Origin of the sequence: Amycolatopsis rubida (assembly GCF_900115345.1) — a bacterium.
GTDB lineage: Bacteria > Actinomycetota > Actinomycetes > Mycobacteriales > Pseudonocardiaceae > Amycolatopsis > Amycolatopsis rubida.
Window position 1 is genome coordinate 39,687 of record NZ_FOWC01000018.1, and the last position, 19,323, is coordinate 59,009.

Here is a 19,323-nt window from a genome sequence, read left to right on the forward strand (position 1 = left end):
TAATCGTCTTCATTTTCAGAAGGGGCCGGATCGGTGAAGATCGCGTTCGTCGGCAAGGGCGGCAGCGGGAAAACCACGCTCTCGTCGCTGTTCGTCTCTTATGTGGCCGCTGCGGGCAAACCGGTGCTGGCGATCGACGCCGACATCAACCAGCACCTGGCGGTGGCCCTAGGCGCGACCGAGGAACAGGCGCTCGCGTGGCCGACCCTCGGCGACAACATGCCGCTGATCAAGGAATACCTACGCGGCGACAACCCGCGGATCCCGTCAGCCGACGCGATGATCAAAACGACCCCGCCCGGCCGCGGCTCGCGGCTCGTGCGGCCGTTTGAGGACAACCCGATCTTCGACACCTGCTTCCGCCCGCTCGGCGACGTCCGGCTGGGCGTCACCGGCCAGTTCGACGAGGATGACCTCGGCGTGGCCTGCTACCACTCGAAGGTCGGCGCGGCGGAACTGCTGCTGAACCACCTGGTCGACGGCACGGACGAGTACGTCGTGATGGACATGACCGCCGGTGCCGACGCGTTCGCCTCGGGCCTGTTCACGCGCTTCGACGTGACGTTCCTGGTGTGCGAACCGACCCTGCGCAGCGTCGGCGTTTACCGTCAGTACGCGGATCACGCCCGGGATTTCGGAGTTCACCTGGTAGCGGTCGGAAACAAGGTCACCGACGGCGACGACGTCGACTTTCTGACCGAGCAGCTGGGTTCGGCACTGCTGGGCTGGATGACGACGTCCGGCCACGTCCGAGCCGCCGAACGCGGCACGGCCCGGCCGATCGGCGAACTGGAACCGCGCAACCTGGCGACGCTGGCCGCGATGCGGGACCTGGTGGACACGACGCCACGAGACTGGGCGCGGTACCAGCGGCAGGGCGTGGAGTTCCACCTGCGGAACGCGCGGGCGTGGGGCAACGGGCGCACGGGGGCGGATCTGGAGGAGCAGGTGGATCCGGAATTCGTACTGGATCCGGCCTTGGTGGCGGGATAACCGGAAACCTCGCCGAATTGGCCGCCTGAGGCGGAGACGCGCCGACGTAATGGCGGCCATGGACTGGGGACCATGGCTGTCTCGGTGGAGCGCGGAGCGGGTCCAAAGCTCAAAGCCCGCCGACCTCGACCCACAGGTGCTGCGCGCTCGATGGCTCGGCTTCGCCCCGGCGAGCGCGGCGGCGGTCGCGGCGGCTGGGCCTGCCGCTGCCGCCGTCCTACCGGGATTTCCTGCTGACGACAGACGGCTGGCGCGACGCCGGATCGTTCGTCTGGCGCATGCGGGACACCGCCACTCGCGGCTGGCTGCGGGACCTCGAACCGCACTGGGAGCAGTGAGAAGACCTCTCCGGAGACGAGGAACCGGCCGAGACCAGCAAATTCAGCCGAGGACTGCTGATCTCGCGCGAGGCCGACGCCGGGATTCTGTTCCTCGATCCTGGCGACGTCGACGAGTCCGGCGAGTGGGCGGCTTACAGCTTGTTCTCCTGGAGAGCTGAGCCGCCCACCCGGTTCGTGTCGTTCGCCGAGCTGAGGGAAAGCCGGTACGCCGAATTTCACCGGAGGTGTCGGCCGGGAGGCGAAACTCGCGACTCGTGGGACGCCAAGGGCGAGCAGGCCAGGCTCGACGCGCTCGCCGGCGAAGTCGACGCCGTCGCGGCGGTTCTCGATGAGGCCGGGGAATTCGGCCGCGATTCTGCTCGCCCAGCTCTACCCGCTTCTCGGCCGGGAGTATCAAGCCAGCCAGTCGCTCAGCGGCCTGCTGCCGGATGCGCCCGAAGGCTTTCTCGCCGATCCGCTGTTCACCGAGGAATTCCTGCCGTGGTTGCTCGCCGAGCACGCCAGCTCGGCGACGAACTACCGCCGCTCGGTACTGCGGACGGCGATGATCCGCGAACGGCCGGAGATCCAGCTCGCCATCGGCGAGGGCCAAGCCCGCGGCCGAACTTCGGCGACCCAGCGTTCGATCGGCTGGTCAGGAAGGTCCTGGACGACCATGCGGGCGACCCGGACGCCTTGTGGCGGGCCGTGCTGGCGGCAATGGAGCGCTGGCGGCCGCGAAGCGCTGATCACGTCGCGCCGGTCGTGTTGCTCGCCGACCCGGTGCTGGCCGCGACGCTCACCCCCGAGCGCGGCCGCGCACTGCCGACACAGCCCCGAGGTGACCGATGAGACCCGTCCCGACCCGGGAAGACGTCGCGATGGAACGCATCCTGCACGCCTGCGGCAGCCCCCACGACTTCCCCGACTTCGCCCTGGAAGCGACCGAAACCCGGACCGACGCCTCCGGCGGAACCGTCTGCTTCAGGCGGGTCGCCTGCCGAACCTGCGGGACCGTCTCGGTAACCCAATGGCAAGGCCCCTTGCCCGAAGGCCCCGGCCAGATCGCGGTCGTCAGCACATACGAGCGACCAGAGCCGGGAGACGTGCCCGGCCTCGCCGATCGCGCCCGCCAGGTGACCGACGCCGAACTCGCCGAATTCCTTGCCGAGAACGGCTTCCCGGACGGCGTCCCCGAGGGCTTCGCCCCCTACCGGCTCGCCACCGCGCAGATCGAACGCCTCGATTTTGTCCTGCACGTCCGGGCAGGCCAGTTCATGCTCCTCGACCGAGGCCGTCCGCTCGGCGACATCCTGCCGGTACCGCCGTCGGCCGAGTCCGCGGACCTGATCGACGCGGTCCCCGGCGCGGCGCTGTTCTGGCCCCCGATCCACGACGGCGAGCTTGCCTTGACCCTGCTGCTCTGCCCCGCGGACCCGGGCCCCGACCGGTCCTATCCCCGGATCGCTGAGCTGAGCTGCCACTTTCACTCCGGAAACGTCGTCGTGCGGGAGCTGGCCGGACGGGAACGGGAACTGCCGCCGCTGCCCGCCGGGCACGGCGACTACCGGATCCGCTTCCACGCCGCGGATCCGGGCTGCCTGCTGCAGCTGTGGGGGCAGCCCCGCAGCAAGCCGCGGCTCCGCCCCTCGCCAGACCGGCCCGGTTCGTCAGTCGCCGTCCCAGGAACGGTCGGCGGCGTCGGCTTGCCGGGTGCGTTCGCGGGCGATGTCGAGCGCGCGGCGGGCCGTGGCCTCGTCCGGGTACGGGCCGAGGAGGTCGACCCCTCGGCTGCGTTCCAGGTGCTCGACTTCGTGGGTGCGGGTGTTGTAGTACCAGCCCTGGTCCGGGCTCGGGTCGTCAGACATGGGTTCAGCCTGACACCTGCCCGCTCACTTGCGCCAGCGGAACGGAACCTCCGTCGGATGCCCGGTGGGCCCGAAGTCGGCCGGTCCGTCGTCCTCGTGGTCGGGGTGCTCGTCGAACCAGCCGCGCGGGTCCCCGACCGGAATGCCGCGGGGCGGGGTCGCCGTGTCGTCCGCCGGGGAGGGAGCGCCGTAATCCGGCACCGGCGGCACCGCTGATTCCTTGCCCGGAAAGACCGGCCGATCATCCCGATACGTCCGCGACGGCGGCAGCCCGGACGGACCGGTCTCCTGCCCGGGGAAGACCGGCAACGGCCGCCCGTCTGGCCCGGTCTCGCCCGGCCGACGGCGACCGCTGGGCTGCGGCAACTGGAACGGTGCGCCCGCCGCGGGAGGTGCTGGCGGCGGCTGGGCCGGGGAATTCGTGGACGGGGGTGGTTGCGGTGCGGCAGGGGCGGGCGGATTCGCCGACTCCGCACCGGGCACGACAGGGGCCGCCGGCGTCTGCTGCGGAACCGGTTGCGGCGCGACAGGGGCAGACGGACTCGCCGACTCCGCACTGGGCACGGAAGGAGCAGGCGGCGGCTGCTGCGGAACCGGTTGCGGCGCGGCAGGGGCAGACGGACTCGCCGACTCCGCACCGGGCACGACAGGGGCCGCCGGCGTCTGCTGCGGAACCGGTTGCGGCGCGGCAGGTGCAGACGGACTCGCCGACTCCGCACTGGGCACGGAAGGAGCAGGCTGCTGCGGAACCGGTTGCGCCACACCAGGTGCAGGCGGTTTTACCGGCTCCGCATTGGGCACCGGCGAAGTGACCGGGTGTGGCGTCGCTGGCTGAACCGGGGGTTGCGGCACGGGCGAGGTCTGCGCCGCAGGCATCGGCCGGGTCGCCGGTACGGGCTGCGCGGGGGGCGAACCCGGGCCATGCTGCTGCGCCCCGGACTGCGGAACCTGACTCTGCTGGACCGCCGGGTTCTGGCCATGCCATCCGGACGGCGGGGCTGCCTCATGCCGGCCGTGCGGCGGAGCCACCGGATTTCCCTGCTGCGGCAACGGTTCCGCCGGGCGTGCGGGTTGACGCGGCTCATGCACGTACGGCTTCGGCTGCCACGCCTGCCTCGCCTGCAACTGCGGATCGACCGGTGCTGGGGCCGTACCGCCAGCGGGGGCTTGCCGGGGAGCGCTGGGCTGCCCGGGTGGCGGCACCGCCGCCGTCACGTTGACATCGGGCGCGGCAGAGTCCGGAATGGCCGGTGCTGGCTCGTCCGCCGCGGGCTGAGGGGCGGTCTCGACCGAGTCCGCGGTGGCTGACGCCTCGGCAGCCAGGTCCGGGCCGGGCTGGGGGGTCTCATCCGCGGAGATCGAAGCCGGCTCCGGAACCTGGTCAGCCGCCGCGGGCGAAATCGGCTCTTCTGGCGGCGAAGGCACCGCGGGCGGAGCCTGGGTCGAGCTGGTCTGGCCATGAGCTGCCGCGGCTTCTGAAGGGCGTACCGCGCCCTCGGTTTCCGGAGGAGCCGAGGACCGCCACACCGGTGCCGGTCCGATGTTCATCGGCACCGCCGCGGCCAACGGCCCCGCCGGCGGCGCCTCCCCCGAAGGCGCCGGGCCGGCCGCAGCCGGCCGCGGGATCGGGTCGAGGCAGGACACCAGCACCGTCGTCCGGTCCGGGTCCTTGACCTTGCGGCCGCTCCGTTCCCGGTAGACCATCTCCCCCTCGGCGTCCATCTCCACCAGGTAACCCGCCTCCGCGAGCTGCTCCTCGTCGAGATCCACCAGGCGCTCGTAGCGGGACGGGACCACCCGGTACACCGGCCACGACAACCGGGCGTGCTCGGCGTGGAACTGGGCCAGCAAAGCCGCCATCTGCTGTTGCCACGGGAGCGACATGGCCTCGGCCAGGGAGCGCGGCAGGACGACGTACCCGCCGTCGACGCCGGGCATTCCCTGGTTCAGCAGGTCCGCCAGCGGGGTGCTGGACGCGGGGTGCGCGGACTGGCGCGGCGGCTGCGGTGCGCCGAACAGCGCCGCCGGGTCCTGGGGCTCGCTCTGGCCGGTCTTGCCTCGCTTGCCGAATTTCCGTGCCACGTGTGCCATCCTCTGCCAGCGCGCGGCCACGTGCTCGTGGACAGGCCGCGACTTCGGGGTGAATCCGGACCCGCGGTACTGGGCGCCCGCGGGTCAAGAGCCGGTGCCTCCCGCACCCATGCTAGACGCCGGGGCGCACCGCCTGCGGCACGACTTCGTGCTCGTCGAACGAGAACGGGCGCACGTGCACCGGCACGCCGGTCTGCTGGGCCTCGACGATCTTGCCGTCTCCCAGGTACATCGCGACGTGGTGGATGGTCGTCGGGTCGGCCGGGTCGGTGGCGAGGAAAATCAGGTCGCCGGGCTGTGCTTCGCGCACCGGCAGCATCGCGCCTGCCTTGTACTGGTCCTTCGACACGCGCGGCAGGATCACGCCCGCCGACTCGTAGGCGCGCAGCATCAGGCCGGAACAGTCATAAGAATCCGGGCCGGTCGCGCCCCAGATGTAGGGCTTGCCCTGCTCGCCGAGCGCGAACTTGATCGCCTGCGCCGCGGCCTGGCTCGGCGGCAGCGCGGCTCCCATGCCCTGCCCGCAGCCGGCCACGTCGGCGATCTGGCCCAGGTTCTGCACCAGCGAGGCCGCCATGGCCTCCCACCGGTGGTAACGGTCCGGGAAGCCGGACCGCTCGACCCGCTGCGCGGCGTCGCCGGGGCGCAGGTTTTCCCAGTCCGGGACGCCGAGCAGGACGTCGAAGAATTTGTTGATCGCGTAGTTCGGGTCGGTGACCTGGGCCGGGCTGCCCCAGTTCATCGACGGGCGCATCTGGAAGATGCCGAGCGAGTCGCGGTCGCCGTAGCTCACGTTGTGCAGCCGCGATTCGGTCATCCCGGCCTGGATCGCGACCTGCCACGCGCGCGGCGCGAGGCTGCGCTGCTTGCCGATCGAAATGATCAGCGAAACCGTGTTGCGCGACTCCTGGTCGAGCTCGGCGGCATCCGCCCCGCCCTGCTCCGGCTGCCCGGGCTGGGTGGGGCCGATCGCGGCGTCGCACGAGGTCAGCGCGATCCCGCCGGCCGCCGCCTGCTGCTGGTCGGTCACCGCCTTCTGCACGACGTTGGTGGTGAGCACCGTGGCGAAAACGGCGGCGATCACCACCGAGACGAGAATGGCCAGCTTCACGGTCAGCTCGCCTGGTCATAGTCCGACACTCGCCACCCCGCGCTGGTGAGGACCACGGTGATGCTGAGTTTCGGACCGTCGGTGGGGACCACGACCTTGACCGAACTGGAGTAGGACTGCGTGACTGTCGGATCGCCGGTGACCTTGGTCGCCGGGATGTTCGCGGGATCCACAGTGGACATGACGGGGAGGTACTCGTCGGTGGTGAGCCCGCGCATCCCGTTGAGCCAGTTGGCGTTCGAGATTCCCGCCGGATGGCGCACCCAGGCCGTCGCCCACTGCTTCGCGACGTTCAGCGCCTCCGGGCTCGGTGCCGCCGACGTCGGGGTGACCAGCGGTTGCGACAACCGGGTCGGCAGCGTTTCCGTGCTCGGCACCGGGGCCGCGACGCCGGTGTGCGGCCCGGCCGAAGAGTTCGGCGGAGTCGCTCCCGGATGCGCGGACGCCGGTTTGCCCAGGATCTTGGGCAGGCCGACGCCCAGCGCGGTGATCACCACGGCGAGGAACACCAGCGTGCCCACGAGATGCCGGGGCGAGCGGAGCGGGAACCCCCACAGGCGGCGGTAGACCGCGGTCCGGCCGCGGTTGGTGCGGATCGGCATCGGTCACCGCCCCATGGCCTGGTCGGTGTCGCGGACCTCGATGCCGCGCGACGGGCGGTACAGCACGAATACCGGTTTCCCGGCCACGACCTCGGGATCCACCCGGCGCGGCTGGGCCCGGATGCCTTGCGTCGGCACGGTGAACCCCGGCTGGTCCGGGGCCGGAGCCGAGTACCCGCGGTCCGGCGCGCTCATCCGCGACGGGACGACCACCGGTTCCGGCTCGTCGCTCCACCGCCGGTCGGCCACCGGCGACGTGTCGACCTGGCGGCTTTCCTTGACCGGCCACCGCGCGCCGGCCATCACGTAGTCGCCGGGCGCACCGGCGACCGGGTGGTACTGGCCGAACACCGGCGCACCGCCCCCGCCGCCCGCGGGCAACGCACCCGCGGCGGACTGCGCGGGACCGACCGCGCCCGGCCACGGCGCACCGGACCAGGCCGCGGCGGGCCGAGCCGCCCGAGAACCGTTGTCGAGCCGCTGCGAGCTGGCGAAAACCGCCGCCTCGGGCCGGTACCGGCCGCCGCCGACGGTCGCGCCGATCGGTCCGCGCTGATCGCCGTCCACGACGTCGTCGGTGTCGCGGACGTTCTGCCAGAACTGGTCCTGCGGCGTCGGGTCGTTCTTCCGGCGGAACCGGGAGAACAGCCCGCCGCCGGGCGAGGGCACCGCGCCGCCGACCATGCTGACCGACATCTCGACCATCTGCCACAGCCGCCGCACCGGGCGGCCGACGAGGAACAGCAGCACCGTGATGAGCCCGGCGAGGACCATCTTGGTGAGCAGGTTGAGCCCGTCGCCCGCGGCGAAGATCGCCTGCAGCAGCAGCGCGTGCACACCGGCCAGCACCGACAGCACGACCAGGTTGAACGCGATGCCGCCGGCGACCTTGAGCACGCGGCGCAGGATCTCCGGGTTCAGCAGCGCGACCAGCCCGATCAGCGGCGCGGTGAGCGCGAACAGGCGGATCAGCACCTGCGCGAGCAGCACGGAAGCCTTGGCCAGCAGCTGGAAGAGCGAGTAGACGAGGCTCTGGCCCAGCGCGAGGAACCCGGCACCGGTGCGGCCGCCCGACTCGCCGGTGAAGTAGCCGGTGGCGGGGCCGAGTTTGGTGGAGATGTCTTTGAAGGCGGCCTTTTTGGCGTCGACGACGTTCTGCTTGCCGTCGTCGCCGTTGCGCAGCTGTTCCCAGGTGAAAGCTTGGGCGTCGAGCAGCGGGCGGCCGTACTGGGCAGCCTGGGGCGCGTCCGGCGATCCGAACTCCCCGCGCATCCAGTTCTTGTAGACCACTTCGTTGTGCAGGTCGGTCGGCAGGATGTGCCGCACGACCCGGTTCTCGGACTCGTCCACGAACCCGGCCTGGATGTTCGTGGTGGTCTGCACGATCGCTTTGTCGATCGGATCGAAATATCGCAGCATCGCGAGCGAGGAGGCAGCGAGCCACACGCCCGCCAGCGCGTACAGCGCCCGCTTGCTGACCCCGGCCAGGTCGCCACGCCAGATGTTGCGGAACAACATGATCGACAGAATCAGCGCGACCAGTCCGAACAGCTGCGCGTAGATGTTGTTGTAGACCTTCTCCGCGCCCGACTTCACCGCGTTGTAGATCGGGTTGAGCAGACCGCCCTCGAGCACCGTGTAGTGCAGCGAGTTGGTGGCACCGACGATGTTCTTGCCGACGTTGAAAAGCTGGTTGCCCGCCCAGGTGTCGATCGTGGAGCTGGGCGAGGCGATGGCCGACAACGCCGTGCAGTTCGTCTGATAGGTGTTCCAGACGAATCCGGCGTAGCTGTAATCGATGTACGGACTGCCCGCCTCGCCGTGGCCCTCGGCGGGGTCGAGCGCGCCGACCATGCCCGCCCCCGGCCGCTCCGGGTTCGGCGATTCCCCGCAGGCGGCCGCATTGGCCGATGGGGCGAACAGCACCGTCTGCAGCCCGATCACCGCCACCACCGCCAGCAGCGACGCACGCCTGCTGGGACGGCGACCGCCCGGTTTCGGGCCTTCCTTGACGCGTTTGCGCAGCGCGTGCCAGCCGGCCGCGAACGCGAGGACGAACGCCAGCGTGAAGACGGTGTTCACGCAGGCCTCCTCACGGCCGGCGCGGGCCGGGCCGGATCACCGGCGGTCATGCGGCATCCCTGCCGGTTCCGCCGCCCTTGCCGCCGGCGCGGGCGTGCCGGTCCTCCTGCTCTCCGTTGCGCACTGCACCCTCCACCTCGCCGGTTTCCGACGCGAGCGGGTCCGGCGAGCCCAGCAGCTGCTCGTCGGCGAGCCCGACCTCGAGTTCCGCCTGGAGTTCGAAGTCGTGTTCCAGCTCTTCGTCCTCCGGTGGGGCGGGGACGTACGGCTTGGCCTCGTCGTCGTGGGGTACCACGAGTTCGCCGCCGGGTTTGCCGCGCGCGTCGGGCGAGCCCGGGGTGGTGTCCATGACCGCGCGCAACGGGTCGAGATGCGGGCCGGAGAAGTCGACGCGGATGCGTTCCACGCCGCCGGCTCCGTCGCCGAAGATGAACTGCCGGGGCTCCATGTCGCGTTCCAGCCCGCGCTGGGCGCCGGGGCGGCGGCCGAGCGCGGCGACGACCTGCTCGTAGCCCACGCCGACCGGGACCTTCAGCAGCCGCAGCGCGTCCGCCTGGGCGTCGTCGTCGTCGAGACGGCCGACGAACACCGAGTCCAGCAGCGCCACGAAACCCTGGATCTTCAGGAAGTCCGCCGGGATCTGCGAGGACAGCAGCACCCGGACGTTCCACTTCCGCGAGTCACGCGCGAACCGGTTCATCAGCACGCGCCCGGTCGGCACTTCGGACAGGAAGAACGCCTCGTCGATCCAGACGCCCTTGCGCAGTTCCTTCGGCTTCTCATACACCGACCGCTGGGTCAGCCACGCCGCGAGGTTCAGCATTTCCACGCCGAGCGATTCGGCGTCGGTCCAGTACTCGCGCGGCACGCCGTCCTTCGGCAGGGTCAGCCCCGCCATGGTCAGCACGGTCATCCGGTCGTCGCGGGTCTCGGCGTAGGGGTCCGCGTCGGTTTCCGGGATCAGCAGCGCCATCCGCTCGCGCATCTCGTCCAGGAAGTCCGCCACCACGACCGCGTGCTCGTGGTGCTCGCTCGAATCCCGCCGCAGCGCGTCGATAACCTGGCCGGGGTCGGCGTCGAACCGGCCGCCGACCGCGCGGACCGCGCGCAGCAGCACGATCCGGGTCTGCGCCATCCGCGACACCTCGTACGGCAGCACCCCGGTGAGCACGTCGAGCACGAGCCGCCGCCGGGTGGCTCCGGCCAGCGCCTTCTCGCGCCGCCACGAGCGTTCCGGGTCCTCCTCGTCCATGAAGTGCTCGATCAGCGGATCGGCGACCACGCGGTAGGGGTTGAGGATGCCCGGCTGGGCGTTGAGCAGGTTGATCGGGCGCGCGTACGGCCGGATCTCCGGCAGGTCGCACAGCCGCGACAGCGGGCCGGACGGGTCGAGGATCGTCCAGTGCGCACCGGCCCGCAGCGTCTTGTAGACGATGCCGCCGCCGAGGAACGACTTGCCGCCGCCGAGCCCGGCGACCATCGCGGTGAGACCCGATCCGTCGCGGATTTCCTGCGCCATCCACGGGTCCCAGGCCACCGGCCGCCGCGTCGCGGTGACGGTTTCGCCGAGCAGGATGCCGCGCCGGTCGCCGACCTCCGCGGTCGCGGTGGGCACCGCCGAAGCCGTCCACACCACCGAACCGCGGCGCATGTACGCGCCCGAGGCCAGCGGCTCGCCCGGGATGAACTCCCTGGCCATCGCGTACTGCGCTTCCGGATGTTCGATGGCGATCTTCGGCTTGTACAGGTCCAGCAGCTGCTGGGCCAGCCGCAGCGCGTCGCGCTCGGTCGGACCGGACACCGCGAGGCGCCACCACGACCGCACGCGCGTGGCCAGCGCGGTGAAGCCCGACGTCATCTCGTCGTCGATCTCCAGCACCCGGCCCGCTTGCCGGGCCAGCGACTGCGGCGGCTCCAGCTCGTGCTCGTCGGTGTAGTGCTTGACCTGCGAGCGGACCTTGTTCATCTGCCGCTGCAGTTCCCCGGACACCTCTTCGGGACGCCGCACGTAGATCCGCGCGGACACCTCGACCGCCGCGGGCAGCCGGTCCGCGTGCTGGATCCACGGGTCGTCGACCTCGGGGATCTGCAGCCCGTGCATCTGACCGACGGTGAGCACCGCGAGATGCCGCGACACGCCCGCATTCGACCCGGTACGGCCGCGCACGGTGACCGTGGGCGCGTACGGGTCGGCGTGGAAATCAGCCGCGTCGGTGAAGCTGGCGAGGTCCTCGGGCTCCCACGCCGCGCCCGGCACCGCGGGCATGTTCCGCGGCGCGGGCAGGCCGAGCGAGCACGAGCGGTGCATCAGCCAGGACATCTCCTCGGCGTGCACCGGACGGCCTTCCAGCCCGGCGCTGCCGATGACCTGGTCGAGGTGCTCGATCTCGGAGTCGAGCGCGGCCAGTTCGGCGTCGACCGCCTCGGGCAGGATCCGGCGCAGCACCGGCGCGGCGCGTTCGACCGCGCGGTCCACCATGCGCCGGGTCTGCACCTGGACGCCGAGGTAGACCTCTTTTTCCGCCATCGAGCGACCCATCAGCTGCTGCTGCTCGCCGATCAGGTAGTCGTCGAACGACAGCGCGCCCGGCACGTCGTTCGGCCTGCCGACCGCGTTGTACACGTGCGCCTCGGCCCACATCCGGATCGGGTACGGCCGGTTCGTGACGCGCAGGTGCAGCCAGCGGCCCTGCAGTTCGGCGTACTGGCCCGCGATGGCCGCGATCAGGTCGCGGCGCTGCGAATCGGAACGGAACGACCAGCGCTGCGGCGCGAGCCGGTACCAGGCGTACACCTCGTACCCGGTCCGCAGCAGGTGCCCGTCGATGCTGCGCGCGGCGATCGACGGCGTGTACGCCGGTATCGCCTGTTCACCGGGCAGCCTGCGGCCCTTGCCGCCGGACTTGCTGCCGCCGGACGGCGGACGGCCCTGCGGAGGCGCGTTCCACGCACCGGCAGGGACGTCTTGCTCCCGCTTCCCTCGGCTTCCGCCGCGACCGAACAACGACTACCTCCCGGCCCGAGCCGCGGGGCGGCTCCGGCGCGCTCGTGGTGCTCCCTGTTTCCCGGCACTCGTGCCAGCACCGCGACGCGGGTCGCGGTGCTGGTACTGCCGCCTTCTCTTGTGCTTCGGCAGCGGGCGCCGCGCCCGCACCCGGACCCGGCTGGCGCTCACCGCGCCGCCCGCGCCCGAGGTCCGTTCTCTCGGCGCGCGCAGTTCCTGGCCCATCATCGCGATCACCGCGCCCAGCGGGCGCTCGTGGCTGATCTTGGCGGTGATCAGCCTGGTGATCACGATCGTGGCCACGAACGCCCACGCCGTGGAGAAAAACCCGAAACTCCAGCCGAGCCACCGCTCCACGGTGAGCACGACCAGGAAGACCGGAATGCCGACGAGCCATGCCACATATCGGGCTCGCCAGGGAAAAGTCGCCTTCGGCGGGCCGAGCCACACGGCATCGACCCGGTACACCTCGTCATCGGTCCTGATCCGCACGCCTGCCCCGCCTCAGCCGGTGAACAGGCCGGCGATCCACTGGCCCACGTTCACGCCCGCGCCACTGACCGCGAGCCCGATGATCGCGAGCGCGATGACCACGCCGGCGAGCCGCCGCATGACCCCCGCGTTGTCGCCCTTGCCGCCGCCGAGCCACAGCAGCAGCAGGGCCACCGCGAGCAGCACGAGCGGGATGATGTTGTCGAGCAGCCAGGTCCGGACGTTGCCGGTGCTGATCCCTTCGGCCACAAACGTCTCGAGGGCGGTCATGCTGGTCATCGCGATACTCCCGGTGCACGGCGGGTGCCGCGCTGTTCTGGCTTCGGCGAAGCTACGAACACCATCATGGCGTTACAAGGGGTAATGGTCAAAGCGCGCTGCGTAGATAGTCGGTAGCTGTCGACTTGTGGTCAATGGGCGGGTACTGCGGTCCGATGGTCAGGATTCCTCGCCCTCCATCATCGTGGCAAGGGTGCTTCGGAATAACCCAAGCCACCCGGATTGCGCAGTGTTCCGGCGGTGCGGCTCCGCATATCGTGCGGCGCTCACTCTCGGTGCGCCCCGGACCGGCGTGTCGGGCAGGCACCAGTGTGGCATGCCCCGATCGGCGTTCCGCCGCGAGTCCGGTGAGTGACAACCGGACTGGAAAACACTTTGGAATTGATCACTCTCCGATGCGATAACGGTCACCGTCGCGTCCGATCTGCGCATTTGTTCACTACAAAGCGTGATGCCGGGCAGTTCCGGACCGTCTCCCGGATCAGGGCCGGAACGCCGCGCTCGGGATCGCGCCCGCTTCGATCACCCGGCGGCTGAGCGGGGCGCACAGCTGCTCCAGCCGGGCCGTCTTCTCCTCGCCGAGGTGCTGCCACGGACCCTGTGCCGCCGCGTTCGTCGCCAGCTCGACGCGTTCGCGGAACGCCAGCCCGTGTTCAGTGAGCGCGCCGCCGGTGTCGAGGATTCCGTCGGCGGTCAGCCGGGCCGCGGCGGCGGCCCACTCCTCGTCGCTCCAGCCGCGGGTGCGCTTGGCGGTGTCCGGCGGGGTGCCGTTCGTGGTCGCGCTGTGCGTGACCAGTGCTTCGAGGCCTGGCAGGCCGTTCGTGGTCAACGCCGCGACGTGCCCGTCTCCGCGGTGCTCGCGCAGCAGGGTGATCGCGTGCCAGAGCGCGAGATGCGGCTGTTCGGGCCAATCCAGGTCCGCGTGCGCGGCGTAGAGCGGACGCCCTTCCGGACGGCAGCCCTCGGTGGCTTCCCGGGCAAGCTCGGCGGCTTCGGCGACCTCCGCGGACGCCAGCGTCTCGTCGCCGAACAGCCTGCGGTAGATCTCGTCGACGGCGGCGAGCCGGGCTTCCAGCACGGTTTCGGGAGTGGCGATCGTCCAGACGCGCGGGACGAAGTGGGCGATTAGGCTGGGGCTGAAGCTGTAGAAGGTGGCGGTGACCGTGCCCGCTCCCACCCGGCCCATCGCCGCGGCGCGGCTGGCGAAGTAGGTCATCGACCCCGGCTTGAGCCCGGCGGCGGCGAGCCGCTGCTGAGTCTCTGGCGCGAAGTAGACGGGGGCGTGCAGAGCGTCGAAGGTGGTCCGGAAGGCGACAGCGGCGGCGACGGCTTGACCCATGCGCCCGATCGTAGCGATCGGGCGGACGAGCTGGCATGTAAGCCGGATCCTGTTCCCGGGCCGCCTCGCGGCGGACCGGGCGACGGTCATCCATCTCGGCCTGCCGTCGCCGGCAGGCTCCAGCGGCCTACCCGCAGGCATCGGGCGGGCCGCCCTCGATCGCCTGCGCAGGAGCGAACTCCCTCTTGGCCTTGCTCCGGGTGGGGTTTACCGAGCCATCCCGGTCACCCGGGATGCTGGTGGTCTCTTACACCACCGTTTCACCCTTACCCCCGTCGCGAGACGGGGGCGGTCTGTTTTCTGTGGCACTGTCCCGCGGGTCGCCCCGGGTTGCCGTTAGCAACCACCCTGCCCTGCGGAGTCCGGACTTTCCTCGGACCGGGAGAACCCGGGCCGCGACCGTCCTGCCAGCTCGTCCGCCGGAGCAGCGTACCCGGAAGACCGCGCGGCCCCGGGCACCGGCTGGCACATTCCACCGCGTGGACGCGTTTGGCCCGGTGCCCGGCCGCTGTTTCACTCCCCGGCATGACCGCACCCGAACCCCTGAAATTCGCCTACTGGGTCCCGAATGTGAGCGGCGGCCTGGTCACCAGCGACATCGAACAGCGCACCGACTGGGGCTACGAGTACAACCGCGATCTGGCCGTGCTCGCCGAGCACAACGGCTTCGAATACGCGCTCACCCAGGTCCGCTACACCGCCAGCTACGGTGCCGCATACCAGCACGAATCCACCGGTTTCAGCCTGGCGCTGCTGCTCGCGACCCAGCGGCTGAAGGTCATCGCGGCCGTCCATCCCGGACTGTGGCAGCCCGGCGTGCTCGCGAAGTTCATCGCCAGCGCGGACGTCATCTCCGGCGGCCGGGCCGCGGTGAACGTGGTCAGCGGCTGGTTCAAAGACGAGTTCACCGGACTCGGCGAACCGTGGCTCGAACACGACGAGCGCTACCGCCGCTCGGAAGAATTCATCCGCGTGCTCAAGGAATTGTGGACCGACGACCACGCCGAGTTCGGCGGCGATTTCTACCGGATCCACGATTTCGACCTCAAACCCAAACCGGTCGCCGGTCCCGGACGGCCGCATCCGGAGGTCTTCCAGGGCGGCAACTCCACCGCGGCGCGCAAGCTGGCCGGGCGCGTTTCGGACTGGTATTTCAGCAACGGCAAGGACTTCGACGGTTTCAGTGAACAGGTCGACGAGGTGCGCGGGTATGCCGCCGAGAACGACCACGCGGTGCGGTTCGGGCTCAACGGCTTCGTCATCGCCCGCGAGACCGAAGCCGAGGCGCGCGAGGTTTTGCGGGAGATCGTGGCGAAGGCGAACGTGCCCGCCGTCGAAGGATTCCGCTCGGCGGTCAACCAGGCCGGGAAGTCCACTTCGGACACGAAGGGCATGTGGGCGGATTCGGAGTTCGCGGACCTGGTGCAGTACAACGACGGATTCCGGACCGGGTTGATCGGGACGCCGGAACAGATCGCGGACCGGGCGATCGAGTACAAAAAGCGCGGCGCGAACCTGCTGCTGCTCGGGTTTTTGCACTACCTGGAGGACGTCGAGCACTTCGGCCGGGTGGTGCTGCCGGTGATCCGGGAGAAGGAGCGGGTGCTCGACCGCGGCGCGGGAGTCCCGGAACCGGCGGGGATCTGAGTTCTCGCGGCGGCTAGCGTTCGGGGGTGAACGGTGCCCTCTCGCTGCTGCTTCTGGCCGGAACGCTGTGGTTCGCCATGGCGCGTCCGCGCGGTCTGCCGGAAGCTGTCGTCGCGGTCCCCGCCGCCGGTGTCGTCCTCGCGCTCGGCCTGATTTCACCGCACGAAGCAGGCGAGCGGGTCGTCCAGATGCTGCCGACGATGGGCTTTCTCGCCGCGATCCTGCTGGTCAGCCACCTTGCTGCGACGGAAGGCGTCTTCACCTGGCTAGGTGCCGAGCTAGCCGAGATCTGCCGCGGACGGCAACCTCGGCTCCTGCTGCTCACCTTCGCCGCGGCAGCGATCGTCACCGCCGTGCTCAGCCTCGATGCCACTGTCGTCCTGCTGACCCCGGTCATCCTCGCCACCGCCGCCGAACTGGAACTCACCGCGCGGCCGCACGTCTACGCGTGCGCGCACCTGGCCAACTCGGCGTCCACGCTCTTCCCCGTCTCGAACCTGACGAACCTGCTCGCCTTCACCGCTTCCGGCCTCACCTTCGCCGGTTTCACCGCGCTGATGGCGTTGCCCTGGCTGGTCACCCTCGCTGTCGAACTCGCCGCGTTCGCCTGGTTTTTCCGCAAGGATCTTCGCGAACCGGCCAGCACTCGTCAGCCCGAACACCGGGAAGCGCCGGTCTTCGCCCTCATCGTGCTGGCGGTCATGCTGGCCGGCTTCGCGACCGGACAACTGGTGCACGTCGAGCCGGTCTGGATCGCCGCACTGACCGCGCTCGTCCTGGCCGCGAAAGCCTTGGCAAAGCGGAAGATCCGGCCTTGGCAGGTGCTCACCGAAGCCTCTCCGCTGCTGGTCCTCTTCGTGCTCGCGCTGGCGGTGGTGGTCGAAGCGGTCGACGAACACGTCCTCGGCGGCCTGCTGCGCACTCTCCTGCCGACAACCGCCGGGCTGCCCGAACTGCTCCTCGCCGCAGCCATCGCGGCCGTGCTGGCGAACCTCGTCAACAACCTGCCCGCGACGCTGATCCTGCTGTCCGTCCTCGGCCCGCACCCGAACCAGGGCGTGCTGCTCGCGGTGCTGCTGGGCGTGAACATCGGCCCGAACGCGACGTACCTCGGTTCGCTGGCGACGCTGTTGTGGCGACGGGTTGTCGTCCGGCATGGGCAGCATCCGCCGGTGCGGGAATTCCTGAAGCTCGGCGCACTCACGACACCGCTGTCGTTGGTAGCGGCGACGTGCGCGCTGTGGCTGGTGTTCTAGCCCCGAGGCGCGATCGTGCTGCCGCGCGACACGGCGCTTCTGCCGCGACGCGTCACCTTCCTGCCCGGACGCCATCCGCCCGTGCGGAAATTCCTCAAGCTCAGCGCACTCACGACACCGCTGACTGGCAGTGGCGACGTGCGCGCTGTGGCTGGTGTTCTAGCCGCGCCGCGCGGCAACGTCGGGCCACGCCGCCGAGACCGTCGCCGAACCGCCGCGCCTCCACGCTCACCATCGTGACTCGCAGTTCGCGCACGCTGCTCCTGGCCGGTAGGCGAATTCCTCAACCTCGGCGCACTCACCACACCACTCTCGCTGGCAGCGGCGACATGCGCGCTATGGCCGGTGCTCTAACCCCGAGGCGCGATCGTGCTCCCCCGCGACAACGTCGGACCACAGTCATCCAGCCCATCGCCGAACCGCTGCGCCTCGACGTCCATCATCGTCACCTGCGCGTAGTGCTGAACCGCCGCGAGCTTCGCCGGATCGGTCACCGCGTCCTTGCGGACGAAGTCGCCGTTGCGCTTGCCGGGGCCGGGGTAGACGAGGATCGGCAGGTAGTCCCGGTCGATGCGCGGGTCGACGGTGATGCCGTTGCCGTCCGCCCACGGGCCCCACGAGTGGATGAAAGTCGGCTTGACCGTGTCGAACACGTAGTCGCGCAGGCCGGCGATGTCTTCCTTGTGCGTGAGGTCCGCGATCGGCGCGTTGACGAGGCCGGCCATGTCGACCAGTTCGAGCCTGCTGGTCATCGACGAGCCGCCGAGGTCCGGCAGGAGCAGCGACGCGTGCTGGAGGCCGAGCATGTCCGCGTAGGTGTTGAAGCCGCGGCCGAAGCGGTCGGCGATCAGGCACGCCGGCACGGTCGGGCTCTTGACGAATTCCTCGTCGTGCCCCGCGAAGCCGATCGCCGACGGGATCGACGCGGCCACCAGCACGAGCGCCGCGACCGCTCGCCACTGCACCTTCGGCAGCGAACGCAGCAGCTCGGCGAAGGCCATGACGCCGCACAGCGTGCCGAGCACCCACACCGGCGTCGCGAAGCGGTACTGCGCCATCCAGTCCGGGACCATCACGCCGTACGCGATCACGCCGAGCACGAGCGGCGTGACCAGCCCGATCAACGGACGCCGCCACGGTGCCTTGACCAGCGCCCACACGACCGCGGCGACCAGCACGAGCGTCAGCGCGATGCCGAGGTACTCGACCAGCTGGTGCGGCCGGATGATCGAGGCGAACGTCGGCAAGCCCTGCTTCTTGGCGACCGACGGGTTGGCCAGCAGCCGGTGGAATTCCGTGTAGCGCCACACGACGTACCCGCCGAACAGCACGGCGAAGGCCGCGACGGACACCAGCGCGGACCGGAAGCTGGGCCAGAATCCCTCGCGCTTCACGCCGAACAGCAGGACGATCGGGTACGCGCTGGCGTAGATCAGGCCTTCCGGCCGGGTCAGCGCGGCCGCGGCGACGAGCACGCCGGCGACGATCGCGACCTTGAACGAGAGCGAGTTTTCCTTGCGCAGCGCGGTGAACAGCAGCGCGGCCAGCGCGGTGGTGAAGAACGCGAACAGCGAATTCTCCAGGCCGGAGACCACCCAGATCACGAACGACGGGATCGCCGCCAGCCCGAGGCCGGTCGCCAGCGTGATCGCCCACGCGTGCCTGCGGAACACCTGGCGGGCCACCAGGTGGCACAGCACCAGGATGCCCGCGGTGAACAACAGGCCGAGCAGCTTGGGGAACAGCACGTAGTCCGGGATGCCGAACAGCAGGCCCTTGTCGAACAGCCCGGCGACCTTGCCCAGCGCGAGCAGGATCATCCAGGTCGGGTCGGAGAAGCCCTCCACCGGCGGCGCGCCGGGGGCCAGCACCGGGCCGAGTCCTTCGGCGACGCTGCGCGAGTAGGAGAACGTGATGGCCGCGTCGTCGACGATCCAGTGCCCGTAGCGCGTGGCGTGCCAGGCGACCGCGGCTACTCCGGCCAGCACCGCCAGCGTCGACGCCAGCCAGCTGAGCTTGAACCGCGAGGGCGGATCGGTCGTCTCCTCCCCCGGCAGGTCGGGCTCGGATACTGCGGTGAGTGCGCTAGCCGTCATGTCCTCGTCACTGTTTCCACTTGCGGATGCTGCCGAAGAAACGCACGAGCCTGCGCCCCCCTTGAAGTCCCGGCCGGGACCTGCGCCGCGGCGCCGCGGTCGACACCGCACTCTAGCCAATACCTCATCCGGGCCGGTTCACA

General features: G+C 70.4%; 15 protein-coding genes and 1 other RNA gene. 3 read left to right on the forward strand and 13 right to left on the reverse strand.

The features are described from left to right. The first annotated feature begins 33 nt into the window (after positions 1-33). Positions 34-993, forward strand: coding sequence for an ATP-binding protein (locus BM362_RS40065; RefSeq protein WP_093576694.1), 960 nt, complete (start codon positions 34-36; stop codon positions 991-993). A gap of 857 nt (positions 994-1,850) precedes the next feature. Here the strand turns inward: BM362_RS40065 and BM362_RS47930 are convergent. From BM362_RS47930 to rnpB, 12 genes are all read right to left on the reverse strand, one after another. Next, positions 1,851-1,991, reverse strand: a complete 141-nt coding sequence (locus tag BM362_RS47930; protein WP_157905005.1) for a hypothetical protein — start codon at positions 1,989-1,991, stop codon at positions 1,851-1,853. A gap of 71 nt (positions 1,992-2,062) precedes the next feature. Then, positions 2,063-2,896, reverse strand: a complete 834-nt coding sequence (locus BM362_RS40070) for a hypothetical protein (RefSeq protein ID WP_093576695.1) — start codon at positions 2,894-2,896, stop codon at positions 2,063-2,065. An 87-nt stretch (positions 2,897-2,983) separates the two neighbouring features. After that, positions 2,984-3,181 carry a hypothetical protein gene (locus BM362_RS40075; RefSeq protein ID WP_067586015.1) on the reverse strand — a complete coding sequence of 66 codons (198 nt, stop codon included), beginning with the start codon at positions 3,179-3,181 and terminating at the stop codon, positions 2,984-2,986. Between the two features lie 24 nt (positions 3,182-3,205). Then, positions 3,206-5,263: a hypothetical protein gene (locus BM362_RS49655; RefSeq protein ID WP_244287437.1), complete on the reverse strand. Its 2,058-nt coding sequence runs from the start codon at positions 5,261-5,263 to the stop codon at positions 3,206-3,208. Positions 5,264-5,384: 121 nt separating this feature from the next. Next, entirely contained in the window at positions 5,385-6,383 is a 999-nt protein-coding gene (locus BM362_RS40085; RefSeq protein WP_093576696.1) for a C40 family peptidase, read from the reverse strand. Positions 6,384-6,385: 2 nt separating this feature from the next. After that, positions 6,386-6,985: a hypothetical protein gene (locus BM362_RS40090; protein ID WP_067586013.1), complete on the reverse strand. Its 600-nt coding sequence runs from the start codon at positions 6,983-6,985 to the stop codon at positions 6,386-6,388. A gap of 3 nt (positions 6,986-6,988) precedes the next feature. After that, positions 6,989-9,067, reverse strand: a complete 2,079-nt coding sequence (locus BM362_RS40095; protein ID WP_093576697.1) for a hypothetical protein — start codon at positions 9,065-9,067, stop codon at positions 6,989-6,991. A 46-nt stretch (positions 9,068-9,113) separates the two neighbouring features. Continuing rightward, positions 9,114-12,071: an ATP-binding protein gene (locus tag BM362_RS40100; protein ID WP_093576698.1), complete on the reverse strand. Its 2,958-nt coding sequence runs from the start codon at positions 12,069-12,071 to the stop codon at positions 9,114-9,116. A gap of 3 nt (positions 12,072-12,074) precedes the next feature. Continuing rightward, entirely contained in the window at positions 12,075-12,563 is a 489-nt protein-coding gene (locus tag BM362_RS40105; RefSeq protein ID WP_067586010.1) for a hypothetical protein, read from the reverse strand. A gap of 12 nt (positions 12,564-12,575) precedes the next feature. After that, the gene (locus tag BM362_RS40110) at positions 12,576-12,842 is read right to left on the reverse strand and encodes a hypothetical protein (RefSeq protein ID WP_009073098.1); all 267 of its coding nucleotides are present in this window, start codon (positions 12,840-12,842) and stop codon (positions 12,576-12,578) included. Positions 12,843-13,323: 481 nt separating this feature from the next. Continuing rightward, positions 13,324-14,181 (reverse strand): SCO6745 family protein, encoded by an 858-nt coding sequence (locus BM362_RS40115; protein WP_093576699.1) that lies wholly within the window; start codon positions 14,179-14,181, stop codon positions 13,324-13,326. A 22-nt stretch (positions 14,182-14,203) separates the two neighbouring features. Next, an RNA gene (rnpB, locus tag BM362_RS40120) (RNase P RNA component class A) lies at positions 14,204-14,596 on the reverse strand. Between the two features lie 110 nt (positions 14,597-14,706). On the opposite strand from rnpB, the gene sfnG reads away from it, so the two are divergent. Then, positions 14,707-15,828: a dimethylsulfone monooxygenase SfnG gene (gene sfnG, locus BM362_RS40125; protein ID WP_093576700.1), complete on the forward strand. Its 1,122-nt coding sequence runs from the start codon at positions 14,707-14,709 to the stop codon at positions 15,826-15,828. 26 nt (positions 15,829-15,854) lie between these two features. Further along, positions 15,855-17,084 (forward strand): SLC13 family permease, encoded by a 1,230-nt coding sequence (locus tag BM362_RS40130; protein WP_093576701.1) that lies wholly within the window; start codon positions 15,855-15,857, stop codon positions 17,082-17,084. 350 nt (positions 17,085-17,434) lie between these two features. Here the strand turns inward: BM362_RS40130 and BM362_RS40135 are convergent, their stop codons facing one another. After that, positions 17,435-19,180 carry a hypothetical protein gene (locus BM362_RS40135; RefSeq protein WP_067586001.1) on the reverse strand — a complete coding sequence of 582 codons (1,746 nt, stop codon included), beginning with the start codon at positions 19,178-19,180 and terminating at the stop codon, positions 17,435-17,437. Positions 19,181-19,323: the final 143 nt, after the last annotated feature.